Source organism: Pseudomonas sp. FSL W5-0299 (genome assembly GCF_005930655.1).
GTDB lineage: Bacteria > Pseudomonadota > Gammaproteobacteria > Pseudomonadales > Pseudomonadaceae > Aquipseudomonas > Aquipseudomonas mandelii.
Window position 1 is genome coordinate 391,780 of record NZ_RXHX01000001.1, and the last position, 25,443, is coordinate 417,222.

A 25,443-nucleotide genomic window follows, 5' to 3' on the forward strand; every position below is an offset into this window, starting at 1 on the left:
TGAATTGAAAACGTAGAGAAAGCCATGTCCGACCACGATATTTTGAGTGATGCCGAGCGCGAGGCGCTGAGTGCCGTCATGCTCGAACCCGATTTACCGGCGCAGCGGGTGCTGATCGTTGACGACGATAAAGACGCGCGTGAGCTGTTGTCGGAGATTCTTGCGTTGGACGGTATTCGTTGCATGACCGCCGCCAGTGGAGAAACTGCACTCAAAATGGTGATCGAAAAACCAACGATTGGCCTGGTGATCACTGATTTGCGAATGGGGCACATCGATGGCCTGGACCTGATCCGCCAGGTGCGAGAGTCAGTCCGGGCGGCGATGCCGTTCATCATCGTTTCCGGCGACGCCGACGTGAAAGACGCAATCGCCGCAATGCATCTGAGCGTGGTCGACTTCCTGCTCAAACCTGTCGATACCGGCAGGTTGTTGGAGCTGGTCAAACATGAGTTGGGAATAATGGATGAGCAAACACCGACTTGATAAAAAAAGGCCCTGATCTTTCGATCAGGGCCTTTTTTTGTCCGGCGTCAGTGCTCAGTTACAGGCCATTGGCAGCCTTGAACTCGCGACGACGACGGTGCAGGACCGGCTCGGTGTAGCCGTTTGGCTGCTTCGTGCCTTCAACCACCAGTTCGACCGCCGCCTGGAAGGCGATGTTGCTGTCGAAGTTCGGTGCCAGCGGACGATACAGCGCGTCGTTGGCGTTCTGGCGGTCAACCACCGGCGCCATGCGCTTGAGGCTTTCCATGACCTGGTCATGTGTGACGATGCCATGACGCAGCCAGTTGGCGATGTGCTGGCTGGAAATCCGCAGCGTCGCACGGTCTTCCATCAGGCCGATGTCGTTGATGTCCGGCACCTTCGAGCAACCCACGCCCTGATCGATCCAGCGCACCACGTAACCGAGAATGCCCTGGGCGTTGTTGTCCAGTTCGTTCTTGATCTGTTCCGCAGTCCACTGCGGGTTCACCGCCAGCGGGATGGTCAGGATGTCGTCAACCGACGCGCGGGCACGTTTGGCCAGTTCGGCCTGACGGGCGAACACGTCGACCTTGTGGTAATGCAGCGCGTGCAACGCAGCGGCAGTCGGCGATGGAACCCAGGCGGTGTTGGCGCCGGCCAGCGGGTGAGCGATTTTCTGTTCGAGCATCGCCGCCATCAGGTCGGGCATCGCCCACATGCCTTTACCGATCTGGGCGCGACCTTGCAGGCCGGTGCTCAAACCGATATCGACGTTCCAGTTTTCGTAGGCGCCGATCCACTTCTCGGCCTTCATGTCCGCCTTGCGCACCATCGGGCCGGCTTCCATGGAGGTGTGGATTTCGTCGCCCGTGCGGTCGAGGAAACCGGTGTTGATGAACACCACGCGCTCGCTCGCAGCTTTGATGCAGGCCTTGAGGTTGACCGTTGTGCGGCGCTCCTCGTCCATGATCCCGACTTTCAGCGTGTTGCGCGGCAGACCGAGGACATCTTCGATGCGACCGAACAGCTCGTTGGTGAACGCGGCTTCTTCCGGGCCGTGCATTTTCGGCTTCACGATATAGACCGAACCGGTGCGGCTGTTCTTGCGCGAGTTGTTGCCGTTGAGGCTGTGGATCGCTGCCAGGCTGGTGATCAGGCCGTCGAGAATGCCTTCCGGCACTTCGTTGCCGTCCTTGTCGAGGATCGCGTCGATGGTCATCAGGTGACCGACGTTGCGCACGAACAACAGCGAACGACCATGCAGGCTCAGTTCCTTACCGTCGACACCGGTGTAGGTGCGATCAGCGTTCATGGTGCGGGTAAAGGTCTGACCGCCTTTGGAGACTTCTTCCGACAGGTCGCCCTTCATCAGGCCTAGCCAGTTGCGGTAGATCACCACTTTGTCATCGGCATCGACAGCGGCGACGGAGTCTTCGCAGTCCATGATGGTGGTCAGCGCAGCTTCCATCAGGATGTCTTTGATACCGGCAGCGTCGGTCTGGCCGACCGGGGTGCTGGCATCGACCTGGATTTCGAAGTGCAGGCCATTGTTTTTCAGCAGGATTGCAGTCGGTGCGGCTGTATCGCCGTGGAAACCGATCAGCTGTGCATCGTTGCGCAGGCCGGTGTTGCTGCCGCCTTTGAGGGCGACGACCAGTTTGCCGTCAACGATCTTGTAGCCGGTGGAATCGACGTGAGTGCCGGCCGCCAGGGGCGCGGCTTCGTCGAGGAAGGCGCGGGCGAAGGCGATGACCTTGTCGCCGCGAACCTTGTTGTAGCCTTTGCCTTTTTCGGCGCCGTCAGCTTCGCTGATGGCATCGGTGCCGTAGAGCGCGTCATACAGCGAACCCCAACGGGCGTTCGAGGCATTGAGCGCGAAACGGGCATTCATCACCGGAACCACAAGCTGTGGACCGGCCATGCGGGCGATTTCGTCATCGACGTTTTGCGTCGTTGCCTGGAAATCAGCCGCTTCTGGCAGCAGATAACCGATGTCTTGCAAGAAGGCTTTATAGGCCACAGCGTCGTGTGGTTGACCGGCACGGGATTGGTGCCAGCCATCGATACGAGCCTGGAAATCATCGCGTTTGGCGAGTAGGGCTTTGTTCTTCGGCGCCAGGTCATGGATGACCTTGTCGGCACCGGCCCAGAACTTATCGGCGGTGAGGCCGGTACCGGGAATGGCTTCGTTGTTCACGAAGTCGAACAGGACTTTGGCGACCTGCAGGCCACCGACTTGAACGTGTTCAGTCATTGCTTGCCTCACTCTGCTCAGCTATTTCGCTTTTCAGCTCTTCAAATTAACAATGAAGCCTCTGGCTATTTAAACCACAAACCCCTTCCACCAGTACATGCCATTTCGGGCGGCTGGGATGGAACCGATCAACGGCTTTGAGGCCTTGCTGACAGGGCTATCAGGGCTGCGAGTGTGCCTGTGGCAGACATCGATCCAACATTATGTAGTGCGCGCTGCGGCATACTACATGATGAATTGCGCTTGTGAAAATTAGACTAATTACGTCGTTCTGCGACCCCATGACGCATTGCGGTCACGTCGGGGCACGGGATGTTCTCAAAAAACTATTGGATTGTTCCAGTTAAATATAAAAACTTGTACACGATTTATTGTTCGCGATGTTCTTCGCGGCGCGCCTTTCGCGGGCAAGCCTCGCTCCTGCAGGGGGCGGCTCCTTCTAGGAGCGAGGCTTGCCCGGGAAGGCATTCGCCGATTCAACGCCGTAACAACCCTTGCCTATACTTCTTTTTCTATAACAAAAGAGGGCTGCGCCATGGACCACCTCGTACTCACTGTTTTCGCTCCGGACAAGCCAGGGCAGGTCGAGCGCATTGCCCAATGCATTGCCGAGCATGGCGGCAACTGGCTGGAGAGCCGCATGTCGCGCATGGCCGGGCAGTTCGCCGGGATTCTTCGGGTGGGCGTGCCGGCCGAGGCTTACGATGAGCTGGTCGATGCCCTGAAGGCGTTGTCCGCCCACGGTATTCGCGTGCTGATCGCCGAAAGCGGCATTGAGCAATCCTGCACCTGGAAACCGATTGCCATGGAGTTGGTGGGCAATGACCGCCCGGGGATTGTCCGTGACATCACTCGCCTGCTGAGTGAGCAAGGGGTGAGCCTGGAGCGTCTGGTGACCGAAGTGCGTCCGGCACCGATGAGCAGCGAGCCGTTGTTTCACGCCGAAGCGATCCTGGCGGTGCCGCTGACCTTATCGCTGGATGTCTTGCAGTCGCGCCTGGAAACCCTGGCCGACGATCTGATGGTGGAATTGGTGCTGCGCAGTGAACCCTGACCGGGTTATCCAAGTTAAACGTGCACCTGCCTGTGGATAACCTGTAGAGACAGCCCGCCAGCCCACGCCGGCCGGGCTTCTTCTAGATCTGATCAAAAAACCATCAGTTTCAACAAGTTGCGCACAAACGGCGGGGATCACGCTGTGGATAACCTTGGGAAGGATCACTGCAGGCCACGAAGGACGTGGCTCGCAGAGGTTTGTGTGTTTTTTGATCAGCTGCGGCGGCGAAGACTGATCACCGCATCGACGCTGTAAACCGCCAGACCTGCCCAGATAAAGATAAACGCGACCAGCGTGCTGGAAGACAAATGCTCGCCAAACAACAGCACGGCTTGCAACAGCACCAGCGTCGGCGCCAGGTACTGGAGGAAACCCAGCGTCGTGTAGGGCAGATGCCGTGCGGCGGCGTTGAAACACACCAGCGGCACCAGCGTCACTGGCCCGGCCGCCACCAGCCACCAGGCTTCGGATGTGGTCCAGAACTCGGGCTGAGCGCTTGTGGCCGTCTGATTGAACAGCAGCCAGGCAATGGCAATCGGCACCAGCATCCAGGTTTCCACCACCAGGCCGGGCAGCGCCTTGACGGGTGCCTGCTTGCGGATCAAACCGTAGAAGCCGAACGTCAGCGCCAACACCAGCGACACCCACGGCAAGCTGCCGACTTGCCACACCTGCTGCGCCACGCCGATGGCCGCCAGCCCCACCGCGATCCACTGCATCCGCCGCAGCCGCTCGCCGAGGATCAGCATCCCCAGCAGCACGTTGACCAGAGGGTTGATGTAGTAACCGAGACTGGCCTCAAGCATGCGCCCGTTGTTCACCGACCAGACGTAGGTCAGCCAGTTGGCCGCAATCAGCGTGCCGCTCAGGGCCAGGACCGCCAGGCGTTTCGGGTTATCCCGCAGTTCCTGCCACCATCCCGGGTGTTTCCAGACCATCAGCAACAAGCCGCCGAACAGCGCCGACCACAGTACACGGTGAATGATGATCTCCACGGCCGGCACGCTGGCGATGGCTTTGAAATAGATCGGGAACAGGCCCCAGATGATGTAGGCACTCAGGCCCAGGATGTACCCGCGACGCGGGTTGGCAGCTTGCATGCAGAATCCTTGCTTAGGCAGCTAACAAAGAGGGGATTGTATAGATGTGTTGTATTTTTTGTAGGAGCGAGGCTTGCCCGCGAAGAACGATATCGCGGTCTGCCTGAAATACCGCGTTATCGTTCTTCGCGGGCAAGCCTTGCTCCTACTGGGGATCTGGTTGTCAGAAGAGCTTCAACGGTTCTTCGTTGAGAGCAGATAATTGCTCGCGCAACGCCAACACCTGATCACCCCAATACCGCTCGCTGCCAAACCACGGAAAACTGTGCGGGAACGCCGGGTCGTCCCAGCGGCGGGCGAGCCAGGCGCTGTAGTGCATCAGGCGCAAGGCGCGCAGCGGTTCGATCAGCGCGAGTTCCCGTGGGTCGAAGTCGTGGAATTCGTTGTAGCCGTCCATCAGTTCCGACAGTTGAACGAGACATTCCTGGCGATCCCCCGCCAGCATCATCCAGATGTCCTGTACCGCCGGGCCCATGCGACAGTCGTCGAGGTCGACGATGTGGAACATTTCGTCGCGGCACATCATGTTGCCGGGGTGGCAATCGCCGTGCATGCGGATGTTCTTGTGCGGGGTGGCCTTGTAGACCTCTTCCACGCGCTTGAGCAGGTCGCGGGCCACGGACTCGTAGGCCGGCAGCAGGCTCTTGGGGACGAAATTGCCTTCGAGCAGGGTGGTCAGCGAATCGTGACCAAAGTTCTTCACGCCCAGCGCTTCACGGTGTTCGAACGGCTTGGTGGCGCCGACGGCGTGCAGCCTGCCGAGCAACTGACCCAGTCGATACAGCTGATCAAGATTGCCCGGCTCCGGCGCACGGCCACCACGGCGGGGGAACAGGGTGAAACGAAACCCGGCGTGTTCATGCAGGCTGACGCCGTTGTGAATCATCGGCGCCACCACCGGCACGTCGCACTCGGCGAGTTCGAAAGTGAACTGGTGTTCTTCGAGAATCGCTTCGTTGGTCCAGCGTTGTGGGCGGTAGAACTTGGCGATCAGCGGCTCGGAGTCTTCGATGCCGACTTGATAGACGCGGTTCTCGTAGCTGTTGAGCGCCAGGATGCGTGCGTCGCTGAGAAAGCCGATGCTTTCGACGGCATCGAGCACGAGGTCTGGGGTGAGGGTTGCAAACGGGTGGGCCATGCTGACTCCTGCGCGCAGCAGGCTGCCGCGTCCGGCCAAGCATGGTAGCGCAGACGGGGCGTCTTTAGTGTTAAGGCTTGAGATGAGTGGTGTTGCCATCGCTAGCAGGCTAGCTCCCACAGGGGATTTGCGGTGTGTCGCAGATCCCGTGTGGGAGCTAGCCTGCTAGCGATGGGGCCCGATCAGGCGCCGACGATCCCGCCATCTTCACGCGTGATAGCCATCACCGAAGACCGCGGCTTGCCATTCGGCAGATGCTCCGGGAACGTCGAGCCCCCGTTCTCTCCAGGGTGCTGGATCCCGACAAACAGCGTCTTCTGATCCGGCGAGAAGCTGATCCCCGTGACCTCGCAACCAACCGGCCCGACCATGAACCGACGAATCTCCCCGGTCACCGGATCGGCACACAGCATCTGGTTGTTGCCCATGCCGGCGAAGTCGCCTGCATTACTCGAATCGCCATCGGTGAGAATCCACAACCGCCCGGCCTTGTCGAAGCCCAGGCCATCCGGGCTGTTGAACATGTTCTGTGGCGTGATGTTCGACGAACCGCCCTTCGGCGTGCCAGCGTGGACGCCCGGGTTGCCGGCGACCACAAACAGGTCCCAGGCAAAGCTTTTGGAACCGTGATCGTCACGATCAGTGCGCCAGCGCAGAATCTGCCCGTAGACGTTCTTCTCGCGCGGGTTCGGCCCGCCCACCGGTTGGCCGTCCTCGCCACGCTTGGCGTTGTTGGTCAACGTGCAATAGACCTGGCCATCCTTGGGGCTGACGACGATCCATTCCGGACGGTCCATGCGCGTGGCCTTCACCACGCTGGCCGCGAGGCGCGCGTGAATGAGCACTTCGGCCTGATCGGCAAAACCGCTGCTGGCGTCGATCCCGTTTTTACCGTGGGTCAGTTCGATCCATTCGCCCTGGCCTTTCGGATGATCGGCGTTGCTGTCGCCCGCATCGAAGCGCGCCACGTACAAGGTGCCGTGGTCCAGCAGGTCGCGGTTGGCCTTGGGGTTCTTGTGGTTGATTTTGTCGCGGCTGACGAACTTGTAGATGAACTCGCCGCGTTCGTCGTCGCCCATGTACACCACGGCGTGACCGTCATGGGTTTCAGCCAGCGCAGCGTTTTCATGTTTGAAGCGGCCCAGCGCAGTTCGTTTGACCGGCGTCGATTGCGGATCGAACGGGTCGATTTCCACGACCCAGCCGTGACGGTTGAGCTCGTTCGGATTTTTCGCCAGGTCGAACCGCTCATCGTGTTGATGCCAGTTGATCTCTTTGCTGGCCGCCACTGCGCCATAACGCTTCTGCGCGGCATCGAACTTCTGCTCGGCATTGCTGCTGCCGAAGCAATCGGTGAAGTTCTCTTCGCAGGTCAGGTATGTGCCCCACGGCGTCATGCCGTTGGCGCAGTTCTGGAAGGTGCCGAGGACATGCTTGCCCTGCGGGTCAGCGCTGGTTTTCACCAGTGCGTGGCCGGCAGCCGGGCCGCTGAGGCTGATCGGTGCGTTGCCGTGAATGCGACGGTTGTAGCGCGAGCCCTGGACGAACGCCCATTGGCCGTTCTTGCGTTGCACTTCGATCACCGACACGCCTTCGCAGGCCAGTGCCTTGCGCACCTCTTCGGCCGATTGCGGCATGCCGCCGTGCGGGTAGAGGTAGCGATAGTTGGTGTATTCGTTGTTGATTGCCATCAGCGCCCGGTCTTTTTCGCCGGGAAATTCGAACAGGCTCATGCCGTCGTTGTTGTCACCGAACTGGACTTCCTGTTGCTCGGCGGTGCCGTTACCGCTCGGGTCAAATGCCGGACCGTTTTTTTGCAATGGCTGGCCCCAGCTGATCAGTACCGAAGACTTGTAGCCCGGCGGCAGGGTGATTGCGTCGCTGGTGGCGGCGGGGATGCTGTCAAAACCCAACAATTTGCTGGAGCCTGCGCTGACACTCGCAGCCAATACGCTGCGGCTCAGCAGGTTGCCACCGAGGAACATGGCCGCACCGCAGAGGGCGCCGGCGCTGATGAAACCGCGACGGCTGAGGCCGACCATTTTCTCGAGGTCGGTGGACTGGTTTTCTTCTAATAGGCTCACATCAGGCTCCCTGCTGGTTTTGCAGCCACCTTAAAGAGCAATGATGAAACTTTTGTTTCAGAGCGGTGTGCCGAGCAAGACGTTGGACGGCGCGAAGTGCACCCGCACCGGTTTGTCGGTGGCAAGCCCCTGGCTCCTCAGGTGCTGCGGCTCGGCCAGCGCGCAGAGTGTCTGGCCATTGGGCAGGCCGATGCGCACTTCGCTGGGGCCGTCTGGGGCGTCGAGTATTTCTTCGATGATGCCATTCAGAAAGTTGCTACCCGGTGTCGCTTGCTGATCGATGCCCAGTAACTCCAGCCAACCGGCCTTGATCAGGGCCACGACTTCGGTGCCGGTCTCCAGCTCCAGGCGCAGGGTGCTGTCGTGCGTGATCTGCGCATCGAGGGTCAAGCCTTCGGCCAGTTCAAGACGGACCCGATCGTTGTGCCCCTGGTTGTCGATCGCCACGACCTTGCCGTGCAATTGATTGCGCGCGCTGGTTCTGAGCATCAGCCGACCGAGCAGGTCCAGGTCGCTGGCATCTTCGGCGGCTTCCAACACCTGGGCCTGCAAGGCTTGCAGTTTTTGATAAAGGCGCAGCACTCGCTGGCCTTCACTTGAAAGCTTGGCGCCACCACCGCCCTTGCCGCCGACGCTGCGCTCCACGAGCGGTTTTTGCGCTAGGTTGTTCAGCTCATCGATAGCGTCCCACGCCGCCTTGTAACTCAGTCCCGCGCTTTTCGCGGCGCGGGTGATCGAGCCCTGTTCGGCAATATGTTGCAGCAACGCGATGCGCTGCGGGCGACGGACAATGTGCTGGGACAACAAGGTGGGCAAGGACATGGTAAGGCGCTTTGGGCTGTGGCGATGGGGAGGACGTTGGCGGCTGGAAGCCTGGGAGTCAAGTCAGCCCACGTCCTTGTGGGAGCGAGCTTGCTCGCGATGAGGCCATCACAGTCACCATTGATGTGTCTGATACACCGCCATCGCGAGCAGGCTCTCTCCCACAGGTTTTGTGCATGGCGTTACGTCAGGCTGCGTCGCCGGGTTTGGGCGTGCGGGCCAGGCAATAAACATCTACCCGAGCCGCGCCCGCGTCCATCAACAGGCGAGCCAGGGCCTGAGCCGTGGCGCCTGTGGTCAGCACGTCGTCCACAATTGCCAGGTGCCGCCCTTTGACCGGCGCATCGGCCGTCAGGGCAAACGCATTGCGCAGGTTCTTTTTGCGAGCGTCGGCATTCAGGTCCTGTTGCGCGCTGGTGTCTTTAATCCTCAGCAGCAGCTGTTCATCGCAAGGGATGTCGAGGCTACTACTGAGCCAGTGGGCGAGCATCGCAGCCTGGTTGAAACCCCGTTGACGCAGGCGTTGTGCAGCCAGCGGAACGGGGACCAGAACGTCGGGCCGATTAAGGTCCTCATCGAAGCGATGTTGCAGGAACTGCGCGAGAAGTTCGCCGAGCAGGCGGCCAAACGGCCACTTGGCGCTGTGCTTGAAGCGCGTGATCAACGTGTCCACCGGAAAGCTGTACGTCCAGGGCGCGGCGACCCGCTCGAAAGCCGGCGGCAGTTTTAAACATGGGCCACACGTCAGGCCTGACGCAGGCAAGGGCAGCGCGCAGGTCTGGCAGTGATCGCCCAGCCAGGGCAGGTCGGTTTCACAGGCCATGCAGATCGGCCTGACGTCCTCGGTGGCTTCACTGCAGAGCAAACAGTGTTGGTTGTTATTTGACCAGATGTAAACCGGTCCTACGTATCGTGGTTGACAGCGCATCACTCTTCCTTAAATATGCCGAACATCCGTGTCGCGTCTGTGGGTATTCCCTTCCCCAGTCGCTTGCCAAGCATAAACAAGGAAACGCCCATGAGCGCCAGCACCTCTGCCACCCTGCGTCATGACTGGTCTTTGGCCGAAGTCAAAGCACTCTTCGTTCAGCCATTCAACGACCTGTTGTTCCAGGCGCAAACGGTGCACCGCGCGCATTTCGACGCCAACCGCGTCCAGGTTTCCACCCTGCTGTCGATCAAGACCGGCGCCTGCCCGGAAGATTGCAAATATTGTCCGCAGTCCGGTCACTACAACACGGGCCTGGAAAAAGAAAAGCTGATGGAAGTGCAGAAGGTCCTCGAAGAGGCCGCTCGCGCCAAGGCCATCGGTTCGACCCGTTTCTGCATGGGCGCGGCGTGGAAACACCCGTCGGCCAAAGACATGCCTTACGTGCTGGAAATGGTCAAAGGCGTGAAAGCCATGGGCCTGGAAACCTGCATGACCCTGGGTCGCCTGGATCAGGACCAGACCGTTGCGCTGGCCGACGCCGGCCTCGATTACTACAACCACAACCTCGACACCTCGCCGGAGTTCTACGGCAGCATCATCACCACCCGCACTTACAGCGAGCGCCTGCAAACCCTGGCTTACGTGCGTGAATCGGGGATGAAGATCTGCTCCGGCGGCATCCTCGGCATGGGCGAGTCCCTCGATGACCGCGCCAATCTGCTGATCCAGCTGGCCAACCTGCCCGAGCATCCAGAGTCGGTGCCAATCAACATGCTGGTGAAAGTCGCCGGTACGCCGCTGGAAAACGCCGAGGACATCGACCCGTTCGACTTCATCCGCATGCTCGCCGTCGCGCGCATCCTGATGCCGCAATCCCACGTGCGCCTGTCCGCTGGCCGCGAAGCGATGAACGAGCAGATGCAGGCCCTGGCGTTCTTCGCCGGTGCCAACTCGATTTTCTACGGCGAAAAACTGCTGACCACCGCCAACCCGCAGGCCGACAAGGACATGCAACTGTTCTCGCGCCTGGGGATCCTGCCGGAAGCGCGCGAAGAGCACGCGGACGAAGTGCATCAGGCCGCGATCGAACAAGCGTTGGTTGAGCAGAAGAGCAGCGAGCAGTTCTATAACGCGGCTGTTTGACGCTCCACTGATCCTTCTGAAGGAATGCAAAACCCTGTAGGAGCAAGCCAGCTCGCGAAGAGGCATTCACACTCAACATAAATGTTGGTTGTTCGATGGCTTTCGCGAGCAGGCTCGCTCCCACAGGTACTGCGATCGCTACTGAATTCTGATCCACGAGGCCTGCATGTCTTTCGATCTCGCCGCACGCCTTGCTGCCCGTCGTGCCGAAAACCTCTACCGCCAGCGCCCCCTGCTCGAAAGCCCTCAAGGCCCGGAAGTGGTGGTCGACGGTCAGCCATTGCTGGCGTTCTGCAACAACGATTACCTGGGCCTGGCCAATCATCCGCAAGTGATCGAAGCCTGGCGCGCTGGCGCTGCTCGTTGGGGTGTCGGTGGCGGGGCGTCGCATTTGGTCATTGGCCACAGCACGCCGCATCATGAGCTGGAGGAAGCGTTGGCCGACCTGACCGGTCGCCCGCGTGCGCTGCTGTTCACCACCGGTTACATGGCCAACCTCGGCGCGGTCACCGCGTTGATCGGGCAGGGTGATACGGTGCTGGAAGACCGCCTCAATCATGCCTCGCTGCTGGATGCCGGTTTGTTGTCCGGCGCGCGTTTCAATCGCTATCTGCATAACGACGCGGTCAGCCTGGCCAAGCGGCTGGAGAAGGCTACCGGCAATACACTGGTGGTCACCGACGGCGTGTTCAGTATGGACGGCGATATTGCCGACTTGCCGGCGTTGGCCCGGGAAGCCAAGGCTAAGGGCGCGTGGCTGATGGTCGATGACGCCCATGGCTTCGGCCCGCTGGGCGCCAACGGCGGCGGGATTGTCGAGCATTTCGGCCTGAGTCAGGAAGACGTGCCGGTGCTGGTCGGCACCCTCGGCAAGGCATTCGGCACGGCAGGAGCCTTTGTGGCCGGCAGCGAAGAACTGATCGAAAGCCTGATCCAGTTCGCCCGCCCCTATATCTACACCACCAGCCAGCCACCGGCCCTGGCTTGCGCGACGCTGAAAAGCCTTGAGCTGCTGCGCACTGAACATTGGCGACGCGAGCATCTGAAGACGCTGATCCGCCAGTTCCGCCATGGCGCCGAGCAGATCGGCCTGGAGTTGATGGACAGCTTCACGCCGATCCAGCCGATCATGATCGGCGATGCCGGGCGTGCGATGCGACTGTCGCAGATGCTGCGCGAGCGCGGACTGATGGTCACGGCGATTCGTCCGCCCACCGTGCCCGCCGGCAGCGCCCGTCTGCGCGTGACCCTGACCGCCGCCCACAGCGAAGCGCAGGTGCAGCTATTGTTGAATGGACTGGCCGATTGTTTTCAATTACTGGGACCGGAGCCAAGCCATGCGTGATCGACTGATTCTGCTGCCCGGCTGGGGCCTCGGAATTTCACCGCTGGAGCCTTTAGCGGCCGCCTTGCAGGGGCTGGATGAGCATCTGCGGGTAGAGATCGAGCCGTTGCCGGAACTGGAATCGAGCGATATTGAAGAGTGGCTCGATGAACTGGATTCGACGATCCCGCAAGACACCTGGCTCGGTGGCTGGTCCCTCGGTGGCATGCTTGCGTCTGAGCTGGCGGCGCGTCGTGGTGATCGTTGCTGTGGCTTGCTGACCCTGGCGAGCAATCCTTCTTTTGTCGCCCATGAGCAATGGCCGAGCGCGATGGCTGGCGAAACCTTCGACGCGTTTCTCGCCGGTTGCAAGGCCGATCCGCGAATGACGTTGAAGCGCTTTTCACTCCTTTGCGCCCAAGGCTCGGAAGATCCTCGCGGGCTGTCGCGGTTGTTGCTCGGTGGGGCGCCGCACACCTCTGAAGCAGTGCTGATGAGCGGTCTGGAAGTGCTCGCCCAACTAGATACCCGTCAAGCCTTGCAGGCATTTCGTGGTCCGCAACTGCATTTGTTCGCCGGTCTCGACGGTCTGGTCCCGGCCGAGGCAGCGAGCGAGTTGCTGGCCTTGCTGCCGGATGTCGAAATCGGCCTGATCGAACAGGCCAGCCATGCGTTTCTACTGGAAGACCCCCACGGTGTGGCGGGGGCGATCCAGGCCTTTTTGCACGAGTCCGGTGATGACTGATTTATCTTTCCCCAATCTACCCGGCGGCTTGCCTGACAAGCGCCAGGTGGCGGCCTCCTTCTCCCGCGCGGCGTCGAGCTACGACAGCGTGGCCGAATTGCAGCGCGATGTCGGCAGCCAGTTGTTGAGCCGTTTGCCCGGTGATTTTGTGCCGGGTGTCTGGCTGGATCTGGGCTGCGGTACCGGGCATTTCAGCCGGGCATTGGGCGAGCGCTTTTTTTCGGGCAACGGACTGGCAATGGACATCGCCGAGGGCATGCTCAAACACGCCCGGCCATTAGGCGGCGCCACCCATTTCATCGCCGGGGATGCAGAACGGTTGCCGTTGCAGGATTCGACCTGTGATCTGATCTTCTCCAGCCTGGCGGTGCAGTGGTGCGCGGATTTCGAATCGGTGCTCAGTGAGGCGTTTCGGGCACTCAAGCCGGGCGGGGTATTCGCGTTTGCTAGTCTTTGTGTAGGGACGCTGTTTGAGTTGCGTGACAGCTGGCGTCAAGTGGATGGCATGGTGCACGTCAATCGCTTCCGCGAGTTCGGTATTTATCAACAGCTGTGCGCGACCAGTGGCTTGCGGATTGTCAGTCTGGAGACCCGTCCTCATGTGTTGCATTACCCGGACGTGCGCAGCCTGACGCATGAACTCAAGGCGTTGGGCGCACACAACTTGAACCCCGGTCGGCCGGGCGGTTTGACCGGTCGGGCGCGGATCCTTGGCTTGGTCGAGGCTTATGAGCAGTTTCGTCAGGCCGAAGGATTGCCGGCGACTTATCAAGTGGTCTACGCCGTGTTGGAGAAACCCATATGAGCGCTGCTTATTTCATTACCGGCACGGACACTGATGTCGGCAAGACCACCATTGCTGCCGGCCTGTTGCATGCTGCGCGGTCGGCGGGCATGAGTACGGCGGCGGGCAAGCCGGTCGCTTCCGGCTGTGATGTGACGCCCAAGGGTTTGCGTAATTCCGATGCGCTGGCGTTGCTGGCCGAGTGCTCGTTGCCGCTGACTTATGCACAGGTCAACCCGGTGGCGTTCGAACCGCCGATTGCTCCGCACCTGGCCGCGCGGGAGGCGGGCGTGGCGCTCACGGTGCAATCACTGTTGACGCCGATGCTCGCGATTCTCGACATGCAGGCCGATTTCACCTTGATCGAAGGCGCCGGCGGCTGGCGCGTGCCGTTGGCGGATCAGGACAATCTGTCGGATCTGGCAATGGCGCTGGGCCTGCCGGTGATCCTGGTGGTCGGCGTGCGCCTGGGTTGCATCAATCATGCGCTGCTGACCGCCGAGGCGATTGCCCAGGACGGTTTGCAGCTGGCGGGGTGGGTGGCCAATATCATCGATCCGAAGACCTCGCGCCTGGAAGAGAACCTCGCGACCCTCGCCGAGCGCATTCCCGCGCCTTGTCTTGGACGAGTGCCAAAACTCAAATCGGTCACCGCAGAAGCGGTGGCGGAACACCTGCAACTGGATCTGCTGGATTGAGATTTTGCCTATGACAAGGCACTGTGCCATTAGTGTTTTTGTCGGGCCTTTTGCCATCAGGTCTGTTTCAATGGCCGCTGTTGTTCCTATTTAGGACGAGTTCTCCCATGGAAATCTCAGGAAACACCGCTTTTTATGCCGGTCTGAGCACTATTCAGACAGGGCAGAACCGTGTCGATCAGGCTTCCGGCCAGATTGCCAGCAGTACCCTCGAGCGTTCGGTGACGAGCCAGTCTTCCGAGGTTCAGGTAGACCGCCTGCGTTCGGTTGACCGCAGCCAGCAATCGGACCTGGCCAGCAATATGGTCGAGATGGCCCAGGGCAAGTTTCAGGTGGAGGCCGGCGTGAAAGTCGCCAAGGCGTCCGACGAAATGCTTGGAACGTTGATTGATACCTACGCTTGACCCCTCGCTGAACCCGTCCTGCCAACGCCGCGACTATTCGCGGCGTTTTTGTGCGTAAGTCCTTCTCCCTCAACTAATCTTTCCTGCATGGCTTGTTGCGTTGTCAACGGCGGCGGCGCGGCTGCGGTCCGGCATTTGTGCGCGTGATGACGAACGGCAAAAGATCGGCGCTTGACAAGATTTGGGCGTAAACGTATGTTTCAAACAACTGTTTGACCGTCACAACAAATCAACACGGTCGTTCATTCCCGGTTACATCAGCAGAGGTTTATCGCTATGCCTGACTACAAGGCCCCCTTGCGTGATATTCGCTTCGTTCGTGACGAACTGCTCGGCTACGAAGCGCACTATCAGAGCCTTCCGGCTTGCGCAGACGCAACTCCAGACATGGTTAGCGCCATTCTCGAAGAAGGCGCCAAGTTTTGTGAGCAGGTGCTGGCTCCGCTGAACCGCGTGGGTGACACCGAAGGCTGCACCTGGAGCGAGTCCGGCGTTAAAACCCCGACTGGCTTCAAAGAAGCCTACAAGCAATTCGTTGAAGGCGGCTGGCCAAGCCTGGCCCACGACGTAGAACACGGCGGCCAGGGCCTGCCGGAGTCTCTGGGTCTGGCCGTCAGCGAAATGGTTGGCGAAGCCAACTGGTCGTGGGGCATGTACCCAGGCCTGTCGCACGGCGCGATGAACACCATTTCCGAGCACGGTACGCCTGAGCAGCAAGAGGCTTACCTGACCAAACTGGTGTCCGGCGAATGGACCGGCACCATGTGCCTGACCGAACCGCACTGCGGCACCGACCTGGGCATGCTGCGCACCAAGGCCGAACCTCAAGCCGACGGTTCCTACAAAGTCTCCGGCACCAAAATCTTCATCTCGGCCGGTGAACACGACATGGCCGACAACATCGTCCACATCGTGCTGGCTCGCCTGCCGGATGCGCCGGCTGGCACCAAAGGCATTTCGCTGTTCATCGTGCCGAAGTTCATGCCGAACGCAGACGGTACGATCGGTGCCCGCAACGCCGTGACCTGTGGTTCCCTGGAACACAAGATGGGTATCCACGGCAACGCCACTTGCGTGATGAACTTCGACGCAGCCACCGGTTACCTGATCGGCCCGGCGAACAAAGGCCTGAACTGCATGTTCACCTTTATGAACACCGCTCGTCTGGGCACCGCGCTGCAAGGCCTGGCCCACGCCGAGATCGGCTTCCAGGGCGGTCTGAAATACGCTCGCGATCGTCTGCAAATGCGCTCGCTGACTGGCCCGAAAGCGCCGGAAAAAGCCGCTGATCCGATCATCGTTCACCCTGATGTACGTCGCATGTTGTTGACCATGAAAGCGTTCGCCGAAGGCAACCGCGCGATGGTTTACTTCACCGCCAAGCAAGTCGACATCGTCAAATACGGCGTAGACGAAGAAGAGAAGAAGAAAGCCGACGCACTGCTGGCGTTCATGACGCCAATCGCCAAAGCCTTCATGACTGAAGTCGGTTTTGAGTCTGCCAACCACGGCGTGCAAATCTATGGTGGCCACGGCTTCATCGCCGAGTGGGGCATGGAGCAGAACGTTCGCGACAGCCGCATTTCGATGCTGTACGAAGGCACCACCGGTATCCAGGCACTCGACCTGCTGGGTCGTAAAGTGCTGATGACTCAAGGCGAAGCCCTCAAAGGCTTCACCAAGATCGTCCACAAGTTCTGCCAGACCAACGAAGGCAACGAAGCGGTCAAAGAGTTCGTCGAGCCATTGGCTGCACTGAACAAAGAATGGGGCGAGCTGACCATGAAGGTCGGTATGGCTGCCATGAAGGACCGCGAAGAAGTCGGCGCGGCGTCGGTGGACTACCTGATGTACTCCGGTTACGCCTGCCTGGCCTACTTCTGGGCTGACATGGCGCGTCTGGCTGCCGAGAAACTGGCTGCCGGCACTTCCGAAGAGGCGTTCTACACCGCCAAGCTGCAGACTGCGCGCTTCTACTTCCAGCGCATCTTGCCGCGTACCCGCACTCATGTTGCAACCATGCTGTCGGGTGCCAACAACTTGATGGACATGAAAGAAGAAGACTTCGCACTGGGCTACTAAGCCTCAACGCAGTTCTTCATAAAGCCGCTATCCCTTCCGGGGTAGCGGCTTTTTTGTTCCTGGTGAAAGTAAAAGCTCGCCCGCGATCTTTGATGGGAGCCAGTCACTGCCAATTCGGTCTGCGGCCACTGAAACACCCGCTAAAAAAACCTGACAATTGACTCAGTAAGTCGGCATTTCTGCCGTTACAGTAGGTGGGCACAATGCCATCTATTGTCATGACGGTCGGAGCTTTACCCTTGCCGCGTTCTTCCGCTGTACGTATCAGCCATTTCCTACCGTCGTTACTGCTTTTGCTTGCGGGGCTTGCGGCCGCTTACATCAAGGACCTCAACGTCTTTTTCACTTCGCTGTTCAACGTGCTGCCGACCCTGGTGCTGTTACTCGGTGGTGCGTATTGCGCGGTTTACCGACGTCAGCGCGAACTGTTTCTGATGGTGACGGTGTACATCGCCTACTTTCTGCTCGACACCCAGACCGACTATTACCGCGACAACGGCAAGGTCCGTGAAGATGCAGCAGTGGTGTTCCACCTGTGTTGCCTATTGCTGCCGCTGTTGTTCGGCGTGTTCGCCGCATGGCAGGAACGCACCCACTTGTTTCAGGACATGGTGGCGCGCTTCGCGGTATTGCTCGCTGTTGGCAGTGTCGCGCTCGGGTTGGAGCAAAGTTATCCCCAGGCCTTGTTGATGTGGCTGTCGGAAATCCGCTGGCCAGCGCTGCATGGCGCCTGGATGAGCTTGATCCAGTTGTCCTATCCCGTGTTCATCGCCTCGTTCCTGCTGCTGAGCTGGCAATACTGGCGTAACCCCAGACCCTTGCACGCTGCACAACTGGTGGGGTTGGTCGGGTTGTTCTGGGCGTTGCCGAAAACTTTCATCCTGCCGTTCACCCTGAACATCATGTGCAGTCAGGTGATGTTAATGATTGCCGCCGCGGTCGCCCACGAGGCCTATCAAATGGCCTTCCGCGACGAGCTCACTGGCCTGCCGGGTCGTCGCGCCTTGAACGAGCGGATGCAGCGGCTGGGGCGCAATTACGTGCTGGCCATGAGCGACGTCGATCACTTCAAGAAATTCAACGACACCCATGGTCACGATGTCGGCGATCAGGTCTTGAGACTGGTCGCCAGTAAGCTGTCGAAAATCGGAGGAGGCGGTAGGGCATATCGCTACGGCGGTGAGGAATTTGCCCTGGTGTTCGCGGGCAAGACTCTCGAAGAGTGCATGCCGCACCTGGAAGTCATCCGCGAATCCATCGCCACCTACAACATTCAGTTGCGCAATCAGGACAGCCGTCCTCAGGACGACCAGCAAGGTCGTCAGAAACGTGCAGGTTCGGGCGCTACCAGTGTGTCGGTCACTGTCAGCATTGGCGTGGCCGAACGACAAGAGCAGCGCACCCCCGAAAAAGTACTCAAGTCCGCGGACGAAGCGCTCTACAGCGCCAAGGGCGCCGGGCGAAATTGCGTGGTGGCATTCGGTCAGACTCGCCGTGGCGCGGTGCGTATGGACGCCGCTGCGGGTTGAGTGATGATGGCGCATTCAGCGTCTGGACTGTGATTGTGAGGCCGGGTGGGCGGCAGTAGGTTTGAACGATCTGCTGACGGAGAAACGACCATGCCCGAATACAAAGCTCCCCTGCGCGACATGCGCTTTCTGATCGACCACGTCTTCGACTTCCACATCAACTACGCCGCGCTGGGCGCCACCGACGCGAGCCCGGACATGGTCAATGCGATCCTCGAAGAAGGCGCGAAATTCTGTGAGAACGTTCTCGCACCGTTGAATCGCAGCGGTGACGAAGAAGGCTGCCATTTCGACAACGGTGTGGTGACAACGCCTACAGGCTTCAAGCAGGCTTTCGCACAGTACGTGGAAGGTGGCTGGCACGGTCTGGCAGCTGATCCGGCGTATGGTGGCCAGGGTTTGCCAAGTTCTCTGGGCCTGGTCATCAGTGAGATGGTCGGCTCCAGCAATACCTCGTGGGGCATGTACCCCGGCCTGACCCACGGGGCGATGTCGGCCATCCACGCCCACGGCACCGAAGATCAGAAGAACACCTACCTGAGTAAACTGACGGCCGGCCAATGGACCGGCACCATGTGCCTGACCGAGGCGCATTGCGGCACTGACCTGGGCATCATCAAAACCCGCGCCGTGCCTTCAGCCGACGGCAGCTACGCGATTTCCGGCAGCAAGATCTTCATCTCGGCCGGCGAACACGACATGAGCGACAACATCATTCATCTGGTGTTGGCGAAACTGCCGGATGCTCCGGCAGGCACCAAGGGTATTTCCCTGTTCATCGTTCCCAAATTCCTACCCGATGCCGAGGGTGAAGCCGGCGAGCGCAACGGCGTCTCCTGCGGCTCGATCGAACACAAAATGGGCATCAAGGCCTCGGCGACCTGCGTGCTGAACTTCGACGAAGCCAAGGGCTTCTTGATCGGCGAGCCGAACAAGGGCCTGAACTGCATGTTCACCATGATGAACCACGCACGGCTCGGCACTGGCATGCAGGGGTTGTGTCTGGGTGAGGCGAGTTTCCAGGGTGCCATCAAGTACGCCAACGATCGCCTGCAAATGCGCGCGCTGACTGGCGCGAAAGCACCGGACAAAGCCGCTGATCCGATCATCGTTCATCCTGACGTGCGCCGGATGTTGCTGACCATGAAAGCCTTCAACGAAGGCAACCGCGCGCTGACCTATTTCACCGCGCAGCTGCTGGACGTCGCGCACCTGAGCCCGGATGAAACGGCGCGTCAGGACGCCGAAGACCTGTTGGCCTTCCTGACGCCGATCTGCAAAGCCTTCATGACTGACACCGGTCTGGAGGTCACCAACCACGGTATGCAGGTGTTTGGCGGTCACGGCTTTATCCGTGAATGGGGCATGGAACAGTTGGTTCGCGACTGCCGGATCGCGCCGATCTACGAAGGCACCAACGGCATTCAGGCGCTGGATCTACTCGGGCGCAAAGTGCTCGGCAGTCAGGGCAAATTGCTGCGTGGCTTCACCAAAATCGTGCACAAATTCTGCGCGGCGAATGCCGAGCATCCACAACTGGCCAGCTATGTGGCGCAACTCAATGGACTGAATCAACAGTGGGGCGAGTTGACCGCCAAGGTTGGCATGGCCGCAATGAAGAATCCGGACGAAGTCGGTGCGGCGTCGGTGGATTACTTGATGTACAGCGGTTACATCATCCTCGGCTATCTGTGGTTGCGCATGGCGCTGGTGGCCCAGACGCAACTCGACGCTGGCAGCGGTGATGCGGATTACTGCCGAGGCAAACTGGCAACCAGCGAGTTCTACTTCAAGCGTTTGCTGCCGCGTACTGCCGCTCATCGGGCGGCTATCGAAGCGGGGAGTGATTGTTTGATGAAGTTGCCGGCGGAGTTGTTTGCGCTCTGACGATTGTTAAAAGCTTCGCGGGCAAGCCTCGCTCCTACAGGTCAGTGTCGTTCACGGGATATGCGTGACCCCGACCTGTAGGAGCGAGGCTTGCCCGCGAATGCGTCCTGCCAGACGAGAACTGCTCAGCTGAAATGCTGCTGACTAAAAATTACAAAACGGTCACGGCCTGACCCTATGTGTCGCAAAAGTTGTTGGGTTACACTCGAGCCCAACGAAAACATCATTCCCACGAATCACCTGTTTAGATCTTGCGAGGTTTGCCATGGCTGACTACAAAGCGCCCCTGCGCGATATGCGCTTCGTCCTCAATGAAGTCTTCGAGGTCGCCAAACTCTGGGCGCAGCTGCCTGCGCTGGCCGAAACCGTTGATGCTGAAACCGTCGAAGCCATTCTCGAAGAAGCCGGCAAGGTCACCAGCAAAAGCATCGCGCCCCTGAGCCGCGCAGCTGACGAAGAAGGTTGCCATTGGGCGGACGGTGCCGTCACCACGCCGGCCGGTTTCCCACAGGCTTATCAGACTTACGCTGAAGGCGGTTGGGTCGGTGTCGGTGGCGATCCGACCTACGGCGGCATGGGCATGCCCAAGGCCGTGTCGGCGCAAGTCGAAGAAATGGTCAACTCCGCCAGCCTGTCGTTTGGTCTGTACCCGATGCTGACCGCCGGTGCCTGCCTGTCGATCAACGCCCACGCCAGTGAAGAACTGAAAGCTGCGTACCTGCCGAACATGTATGCCGGCGTCTGGGCCGGTTCCATGTGCCTGACCGAACCGCACGCCGGTACAGACCTGGGGATTATCCGCACCAAGGCCGAGCCTCAGGCCGACGGTTCCTACAAGGTCAGCGGCACCAAGATCTTCATCACCGGTGGCGAGCACGACCTGACCGAGAACATCATTCACCTGGTGCTGGCCAAACTGCCGGACGCCCCAGCGGGGCCGAAAGGCATTTCGCTGTTCCTGGTACCGAAGTTCATGGTCAATGCCGATGGCAGCCTGGGCGCGCGTAACCCGGCGAACTGCGGTTCGATCGAACACAAGATGGGCATCCAGGCCTCCGCGACGTGCGTGATGAACTTCGACGAAGCCGTGGGTTACCTGGTCGGCGAGCCGAACAAAGGCTTGGCGGCGATGTTCACCATGATGAACTACGAGCGTCTGGGCGTCGGTATCCAGGGCCTGGCCACCGGCGAACGCTCCTACCAGAACGCCGTCGAATACGCCCGCGACCGCCTGCAAAGCCGTTCGCCGACCGGCGCGCAGAACAAGGACAAGGTCGCTGACCCGATCATCGTCCATCCGGACGTGCGTCGCATGCTGCTGACCATGAAAGCCTCGAACGAAGGCGGTCGTGCGTTCTCCACTTACGTGGCCATGCAACTGGACACGGCCAAGTTCAGCGAAGACGCGACCGTCCGCAAACGCGCGGAAGATCTGGTCGCACTGCTGACGCCAGTAGCCAAGGCGTTCCTGACCGACCTCGGTCTGGAAACCACCGTGCACGGCCAGCAGGTTTTTGGCGGCCACGGTTACATCCGTGAGTGGGGTCAGGAACAACTGGTTCGCGACGTGCGCATCACCCAGATCTACGAAGGCACCAACGGCATTCAGGCGCTTGACCTCGTAGGACGCAAGATCGTCGGCACGGGCGGGGCGTTCTACAACCTGTTCGCGGATGAGATTCGTCATTTCACCGCCACCGCCAGCGCTGATCTCGCGGAGTTCACCAAGCCGCTGAACGATGCCGTCACCACCCTCGACGAGCTGACTTCGTGGTTGCTGGACCGGGCGAAAAACAACCCGAACGAAATCGGCGCGGCGTCGGTCGAGTACCTGCAAACCTTCGGTTACGTGGCTTACGCCTACATGTGGGCCCTGATGGCCAAGGCGGCCTTCGGCAAAGAAGCGCAGGATGATTTCTACGCGAGCAAGCTGGGCACGGCGCGGTTCTATTTCGCCCGTCTGCTGCCGCGTATTCACTCGTTGAGTGCGTCGGTGAAGGCGGGGAGCGAGTCGCTGTTCCTGCTGGACGCCGGACAGTTCTGACCCGATAGCGTCATGTAAGCATTCTCTTACATGACGTGCTGCTGTTCTCCCATAGGCGAAGATTGGATCCAGAGCTAATCTACTTCACATGGACGTCGCGCAGGAAGCGCAAAGCAACAACACGGACACGTAGGATTCTGCCAGGACGGCGGAGTGAAATGGATGTCAGGGAAACAGTCTGCAAAGCCCCGCTTCGGCGGGGTTTTCTTTTGCCCGCAGAAAAGTATTCAGCGCGGCCCGTCGAGCGCAGTCGAGCTGTTCAAACGGTCGTCGGGCCCGTTCATCACTTCTTCCAGCAGCGTGCGCAATAGGGCCAGCGAGGCTTGTTGCCGCTGCACATCCCGACACACCAATCCGACTTTCAGCGGCACTCGTGGCTCGGTCAGCGGTTTCCAGAGCAATTCATTGTTGCCGAGCGCCTTTTGCGAGCGCCCGGGCAGCACGGTGGCCAGCCGGGTGTGGGGCAGACTGTCGAGAATCCCCGCCATGTTGTTCAGTTCCGCCTGCACCTGCGGCCGTCGTCCCAGATTGGCCAGTTGTGTCTGCCAGATCTGCCGCACTTGAAACTCTTCACCCAGCAACAGCATGGGCAACTCGGCGGCCTGACTCATCGAGACTTTCTTGAACTCGCGCAACGGGTGGTCCGCCGGGATCACCAGGGTCAGTTCATCTTCGTACAGCATGACGCCGTGCAACCCCGGCTGTCGGGGCGGCAGGTAGCTGATGCCGATGTCGAGGGAACCATTGAGCAGCCGCCGCTCGATTTCCAGGCCAGTCAATTCATAGATCTGCACCACCAGATGCGGTTGCGCCTTGCGCACGCGTTCGAGCATCTGCGGCACCAGACTGGTGTGAACCGTCTGCAACACGCCAATGGCCAAGGTGCGCAGCGCCTGACCCTTGAAGTTGCCCAATGCCTCGCGGGCCCGTTGCAGGCCATCGAGCAAGGGTAGGGCGTGGTTGTACAAAGTATGGGCGGCCAGAGTGGGTAGCAGGCGCTTGCTGCTGCGTTCGAACAGGCTTACATCAAGGTTTTGTTCGAGTTGGCGGATCTGCTGGGACAGCGCCGGCTGGGAGATTGACAGTCGCTCGGCCGCCCGGCCGACGTGGCCTTCTTCATAGACCGCGACGAAATAACGCAGTTGCTTGAAATCCATAAGGTGCGCTTATCGAAAATGCTGGGAAATCGAAATGGCTCAACGCCTTGTCTGGGCCTAGTCTAACCGCATTCACAAGGCTTACAGGGCCAGAGCGCACGATGAATACCGTTTACGTTGATGGTGTTTACATAGGTAAGGCAAAAAACCTCAAGCGAGGCTTTTGCGGATGAATCTGTTCAACTTGCGTCGCACTCCACCGAGCCTCGACGACTTGGTCGTAGACACTTCCCAAGCGTCCAGACGCGACAACCTTTCCCGCGAGTGCCTGATGCCCAGTGTCGAGCGGCCGAAGCAGATTTTTGTCCGCGGCCAAGGCTCCTGGCTGTGGGACAGCGATGACCGCGCTTACCTGGATTTCTCGCAGGGTGGCGGCGCCAACAGCCTGGGCCACAGCCCTTCGGTGCTGGTCAATGCGATATCAGAACAGGCTCAATCGCTGATCAACCCGGGTTTCGCACTGCATAACCGCGGCATGCTCAACCTTGCCGAGCGGCTCTGCAATAGCACCGGCAGTGATCAGGCGTACCTGCTCAACAGCGGCACCGAAGCCTGTGAGGCCGCGATTCAACTGGCACGTCAATGGGGTCGACTGCATCGCAGCGGGGCCTCACGGATCATCGTGGCCAGCAACGGCTGCCATGGCCGTAGTCCCGGGGCGATTTCACCGTCGGACTTTCACCCCGTTCCCTTCAATGATCTGGCGGCGATGCACGCGGCGGTCGATGCCCGGACCGTGGCCATCCTGCTCGAACCGATCCAAAACGAAGCCGGGGTGATTCCGGCCACTGCGCATTACCTCAAGGGTGTCGAACGCCTGTGTCGGGAGCTGGGCATTTTGTTGATCCTCGACGACGTGCACACCGGCCTCGGTCGCTGCGGCACGTTGCTTGCCGAACAGGTCCACGGTGTTCGGGCAGATATCGTCGTCCTCGGCGAAGGGCTTGGCGGTGGTGTGCCATTGGCTGCGTTGTTGGCGCGGGGCAAGGCCTGTTGTTTCGAGGTGGGCGACCTGTCGGGCGCTCATCATGGCAATGCGCTGATGACCGCTGCCGGTCTTGCGGTGTTGAACACGATTCAGGACAAGGTTTTTCTCGATCATGTGGTTGAAACCGGTCAGCACCTGCGCGAAGCCTTGAGTCGTTTGTCCTATCGCTATGGTCACGGCGAGTTGCGCGGGCAAGGGCTGCTCTGGGGACTGACCCTGTCCGATGATTCAGCTGAAGCCGTGGTCAAAGCCGCGTTGTCCGAAGGCTTGGTGATCAACGCCCCACAACCCGATTGCCTGCGCTTTACCCCGGCGCTCACGGTCAGCAACGCCAACATCGACGAAATGATCCTGCGCCTGTCCCGCGCCTTTTCCCGCGTACGCACCGCACAACTGCAGTGCCGCAAGGGGATTGCGGTCTGATCAGACTTTTCCCGCACGAATTCCAGAACCGTCTCGCGGTAATAACGCATCGCCCCACGTTTGATTCTTTCGCGTGGGGCGTTTTTTTGCCTGCGATTCATGAGGTTTCGCTATTGCGCCAGGTTCCTACTGAACCCTGACGAACGGCGCGTGTCGATTAGCAGTAGGGCTCACACGAGTTCACTTCACATCAGGAGCTGCCCCATGGATTTCATTCGCATCATCATTGCCATTCTGTTGCCACCACTGGGCGTGTTTCTACAAGTCGGTTTCGCCGGCGCTTTCTGGCTGAATATTTTGCTGACGTTGTGCGGTTACATTCCGGGGATCGTGCATGCGGTGTACATCATCGCCAAGCGCTGAGTTCTGCGGCGTCAGATA

General features: G+C 60.0%; 21 protein-coding genes. 14 read left to right on the top strand and 7 right to left on the bottom strand.

The window, feature by feature from the left end:
* The first annotated feature begins 24 nt into the window (after window positions 1–24).
* Window positions 25–486, top strand: a complete 462-nt coding sequence (locus FHL16_RS01910; protein ID WP_077747289.1) for a response regulator — start codon at window positions 25–27, stop codon at window positions 484–486.
* Window positions 487–544: 58 nt separating this feature from the next.
* On the opposite strand, the gene FHL16_RS01915 is transcribed toward FHL16_RS01910, so the two are convergent.
* The gene (locus FHL16_RS01915) at window positions 545–2,722 is read right to left on the bottom strand and encodes a malate synthase G (protein ID WP_077747290.1); all 2,178 of its coding nucleotides are present in this window, start codon (window positions 2,720–2,722) and stop codon (window positions 545–547) included.
* 535 nt (window positions 2,723–3,257) lie between these two features.
* Between FHL16_RS01915 and FHL16_RS01920 the strand changes: the two genes are divergently transcribed.
* Entirely contained in the window at window positions 3,258–3,776 is a 519-nt protein-coding gene (locus FHL16_RS01920; RefSeq protein ID WP_010467092.1) for a glycine cleavage system protein R, read from the top strand.
* Between the two features lie 215 nt (window positions 3,777–3,991).
* Here the strand turns inward: FHL16_RS01920 and rarD are convergent, their stop codons facing one another.
* The 5 genes from rarD to FHL16_RS01945 all read right to left on the bottom strand — a co-directional run bounded on the left by rarD (window position 3,992) and on the right by FHL16_RS01945 (window position 9,851).
* Window positions 3,992–4,879 (bottom strand): EamA family transporter RarD, encoded by an 888-nt coding sequence (rarD, locus tag FHL16_RS01925; protein ID WP_010467094.1) that lies wholly within the window; start codon window positions 4,877–4,879, stop codon window positions 3,992–3,994.
* A 163-nt stretch (window positions 4,880–5,042) separates the two neighbouring features.
* The gene (locus tag FHL16_RS01930; RefSeq protein ID WP_077747291.1) at window positions 5,043–6,017 is read right to left on the bottom strand and encodes a serine/threonine protein kinase; all 975 of its coding nucleotides are present in this window, start codon (window positions 6,015–6,017) and stop codon (window positions 5,043–5,045) included.
* A 182-nt stretch (window positions 6,018–6,199) separates the two neighbouring features.
* Window positions 6,200–8,101: a PhoX family protein gene (locus FHL16_RS01935; protein ID WP_077747292.1), complete on the bottom strand. Its 1,902-nt coding sequence runs from the start codon at window positions 8,099–8,101 to the stop codon at window positions 6,200–6,202.
* A gap of 57 nt (window positions 8,102–8,158) precedes the next feature.
* The gene (locus FHL16_RS01940) at window positions 8,159–8,923 is read right to left on the bottom strand and encodes a TOBE domain-containing protein (protein WP_077747293.1); all 765 of its coding nucleotides are present in this window, start codon (window positions 8,921–8,923) and stop codon (window positions 8,159–8,161) included.
* 187 nt (window positions 8,924–9,110) lie between these two features.
* Window positions 9,111–9,851, bottom strand: coding sequence for a ComF family protein (locus FHL16_RS01945; RefSeq protein ID WP_077747294.1), 741 nt, complete (start codon window positions 9,849–9,851; stop codon window positions 9,111–9,113).
* A 90-nt stretch (window positions 9,852–9,941) separates the two neighbouring features.
* Between FHL16_RS01945 and bioB the strand changes: the two genes are divergently transcribed.
* The 10 genes from bioB (at window position 9,942) to FHL16_RS01995 (ending at window position 22,494) form a co-directional block, all read left to right on the top strand.
* On the top strand, window positions 9,942–10,997 hold the full coding sequence (gene bioB / locus FHL16_RS01950) for a biotin synthase BioB (protein ID WP_010467114.1): 1,056 nt from the start codon (window positions 9,942–9,944) through the stop codon (window positions 10,995–10,997).
* Window positions 10,998–11,163: 166 nt separating this feature from the next.
* Window positions 11,164–12,342: an 8-amino-7-oxononanoate synthase gene (gene bioF, locus FHL16_RS01955; RefSeq protein ID WP_010467116.1), complete on the top strand. Its 1,179-nt coding sequence runs from the start codon at window positions 11,164–11,166 to the stop codon at window positions 12,340–12,342.
* Window positions 12,335–13,066 (top strand): alpha/beta fold hydrolase, encoded by a 732-nt coding sequence (locus FHL16_RS01960; protein ID WP_010467117.1) that lies wholly within the window; start codon window positions 12,335–12,337, stop codon window positions 13,064–13,066. The genes bioF and FHL16_RS01960 overlap by 8 nt, the downstream gene beginning before the upstream one ends.
* Complete coding sequence (gene bioC, locus FHL16_RS01965; RefSeq protein WP_077747295.1) at window positions 13,059–13,871, top strand: malonyl-ACP O-methyltransferase BioC; 813 nt, start codon at window positions 13,059–13,061, stop codon at window positions 13,869–13,871. The genes FHL16_RS01960 and bioC overlap by 8 nt, the downstream gene beginning before the upstream one ends.
* On the top strand, window positions 13,868–14,548 hold the full coding sequence (gene bioD / locus FHL16_RS01970; protein WP_010467119.1) for a dethiobiotin synthase: 681 nt from the start codon (window positions 13,868–13,870) through the stop codon (window positions 14,546–14,548). Before bioC ends, bioD begins: the two co-directional genes overlap by 4 nt.
* Window positions 14,549–14,655: 107 nt before the next feature.
* Window positions 14,656–14,952 (top strand): hypothetical protein, encoded by a 297-nt coding sequence (locus FHL16_RS01975; RefSeq protein WP_010467121.1) that lies wholly within the window; start codon window positions 14,656–14,658, stop codon window positions 14,950–14,952.
* 276 nt (window positions 14,953–15,228) lie between these two features.
* On the top strand, window positions 15,229–17,034 hold the full coding sequence (locus FHL16_RS01980) for a phenylacyl-CoA dehydrogenase (protein WP_077747296.1): 1,806 nt from the start codon (window positions 15,229–15,231) through the stop codon (window positions 17,032–17,034).
* Window positions 17,035–17,273: 239 nt separating this feature from the next.
* Complete coding sequence (locus FHL16_RS01985) at window positions 17,274–18,563, top strand: GGDEF domain-containing protein (protein WP_010467125.1); 1,290 nt, start codon at window positions 17,274–17,276, stop codon at window positions 18,561–18,563.
* Window positions 18,564–18,653: 90 nt separating this feature from the next.
* Window positions 18,654–20,450: an acyl-CoA dehydrogenase C-terminal domain-containing protein gene (locus tag FHL16_RS01990; protein ID WP_077747297.1), complete on the top strand. Its 1,797-nt coding sequence runs from the start codon at window positions 18,654–18,656 to the stop codon at window positions 20,448–20,450.
* Between the two features lie 265 nt (window positions 20,451–20,715).
* Window positions 20,716–22,494 carry an acyl-CoA dehydrogenase C-terminal domain-containing protein gene (locus tag FHL16_RS01995; protein ID WP_077747298.1) on the top strand — a complete coding sequence of 593 codons (1,779 nt, stop codon included), beginning with the start codon at window positions 20,716–20,718 and terminating at the stop codon, window positions 22,492–22,494.
* A 227-nt stretch (window positions 22,495–22,721) separates the two neighbouring features.
* Here the strand turns inward: FHL16_RS01995 and FHL16_RS02000 are convergent, their stop codons facing one another.
* Window positions 22,722–23,651 (bottom strand): LysR family transcriptional regulator, encoded by a 930-nt coding sequence (locus FHL16_RS02000; protein ID WP_010467132.1) that lies wholly within the window; start codon window positions 23,649–23,651, stop codon window positions 22,722–22,724.
* 169 nt (window positions 23,652–23,820) lie between these two features.
* Here FHL16_RS02000 and FHL16_RS02005 point away from each other — a divergent pair, with 169 nt between their 5' ends.
* Together FHL16_RS02005 and FHL16_RS02010 are read left to right on the top strand one after the other, a co-directional pair.
* Window positions 23,821–25,062, top strand: coding sequence for an aspartate aminotransferase family protein (locus FHL16_RS02005; protein ID WP_077747299.1), 1,242 nt, complete (start codon window positions 23,821–23,823; stop codon window positions 25,060–25,062).
* 204 nt (window positions 25,063–25,266) lie between these two features.
* Window positions 25,267–25,425: a YqaE/Pmp3 family membrane protein gene (locus FHL16_RS02010; RefSeq protein WP_007904205.1), complete on the top strand. Its 159-nt coding sequence runs from the start codon at window positions 25,267–25,269 to the stop codon at window positions 25,423–25,425.
* Window positions 25,426–25,443 lie beyond the last annotated feature (18 nt).

What these genes read in the sequence shown, in the direction of transcription:
- FHL16_RS02010 (WP_007904205.1), top strand. Translation starts at nt 25,267, where the DNA reads ATGGATTTCATTCGCATCATCATTGCCATTCTGTTGCCACCACTGGGC.
- FHL16_RS01930 (WP_077747291.1), bottom strand. Translation starts at nt 6,017, where the DNA reads ATGGCCCACCCGTTTGCAACCCTCACCCCAGACCTCGTGCTCGATGCC.
- rarD (WP_010467094.1), bottom strand. Translation starts at nt 4,879, where the DNA reads ATGCAAGCTGCCAACCCGCGTCGCGGGTACATCCTGGGCCTGAGTGCC.
- FHL16_RS01960 (WP_010467117.1), top strand. Translation starts at nt 12,335, where the DNA reads ATGCGTGATCGACTGATTCTGCTGCCCGGCTGGGGCCTCGGAATTTCA.
- FHL16_RS01910 (WP_077747289.1), top strand. Translation starts at nt 25, where the DNA reads ATGTCCGACCACGATATTTTGAGTGATGCCGAGCGCGAGGCGCTGAGT.
- FHL16_RS02005 (WP_077747299.1), top strand. Translation starts at nt 23,821, where the DNA reads ATGAATCTGTTCAACTTGCGTCGCACTCCACCGAGCCTCGACGACTTG.
- FHL16_RS01980 (WP_077747296.1), top strand. Translation starts at nt 15,229, where the DNA reads ATGCCTGACTACAAGGCCCCCTTGCGTGATATTCGCTTCGTTCGTGAC.
- FHL16_RS01920 (WP_010467092.1), top strand. Translation starts at nt 3,258, where the DNA reads ATGGACCACCTCGTACTCACTGTTTTCGCTCCGGACAAGCCAGGGCAG.
- FHL16_RS01945 (WP_077747294.1), bottom strand. Translation starts at nt 9,851, where the DNA reads ATGCGCTGTCAACCACGATACGTAGGACCGGTTTACATCTGGTCAAAT.
- FHL16_RS01990 (WP_077747297.1), top strand. Translation starts at nt 18,654, where the DNA reads ATGCCCGAATACAAAGCTCCCCTGCGCGACATGCGCTTTCTGATCGAC.
- bioD (WP_010467119.1), top strand. Translation starts at nt 13,868, where the DNA reads ATGAGCGCTGCTTATTTCATTACCGGCACGGACACTGATGTCGGCAAG.
- bioB (WP_010467114.1), top strand. Translation starts at nt 9,942, where the DNA reads ATGAGCGCCAGCACCTCTGCCACCCTGCGTCATGACTGGTCTTTGGCC.
- FHL16_RS01975 (WP_010467121.1), top strand. Translation starts at nt 14,656, where the DNA reads ATGGAAATCTCAGGAAACACCGCTTTTTATGCCGGTCTGAGCACTATT.
- FHL16_RS01995 (WP_077747298.1), top strand. Translation starts at nt 20,716, where the DNA reads ATGGCTGACTACAAAGCGCCCCTGCGCGATATGCGCTTCGTCCTCAAT.
- FHL16_RS01915 (WP_077747290.1), bottom strand. Translation starts at nt 2,722, where the DNA reads ATGACTGAACACGTTCAAGTCGGTGGCCTGCAGGTCGCCAAAGTCCTG.
- FHL16_RS02000 (WP_010467132.1), bottom strand. Translation starts at nt 23,651, where the DNA reads ATGGATTTCAAGCAACTGCGTTATTTCGTCGCGGTCTATGAAGAAGGC.
- bioC (WP_077747295.1), top strand. Translation starts at nt 13,059, where the DNA reads ATGACTGATTTATCTTTCCCCAATCTACCCGGCGGCTTGCCTGACAAG.
- bioF (WP_010467116.1), top strand. Translation starts at nt 11,164, where the DNA reads ATGTCTTTCGATCTCGCCGCACGCCTTGCTGCCCGTCGTGCCGAAAAC.
- FHL16_RS01940 (WP_077747293.1), bottom strand. Translation starts at nt 8,923, where the DNA reads ATGTCCTTGCCCACCTTGTTGTCCCAGCACATTGTCCGTCGCCCGCAG.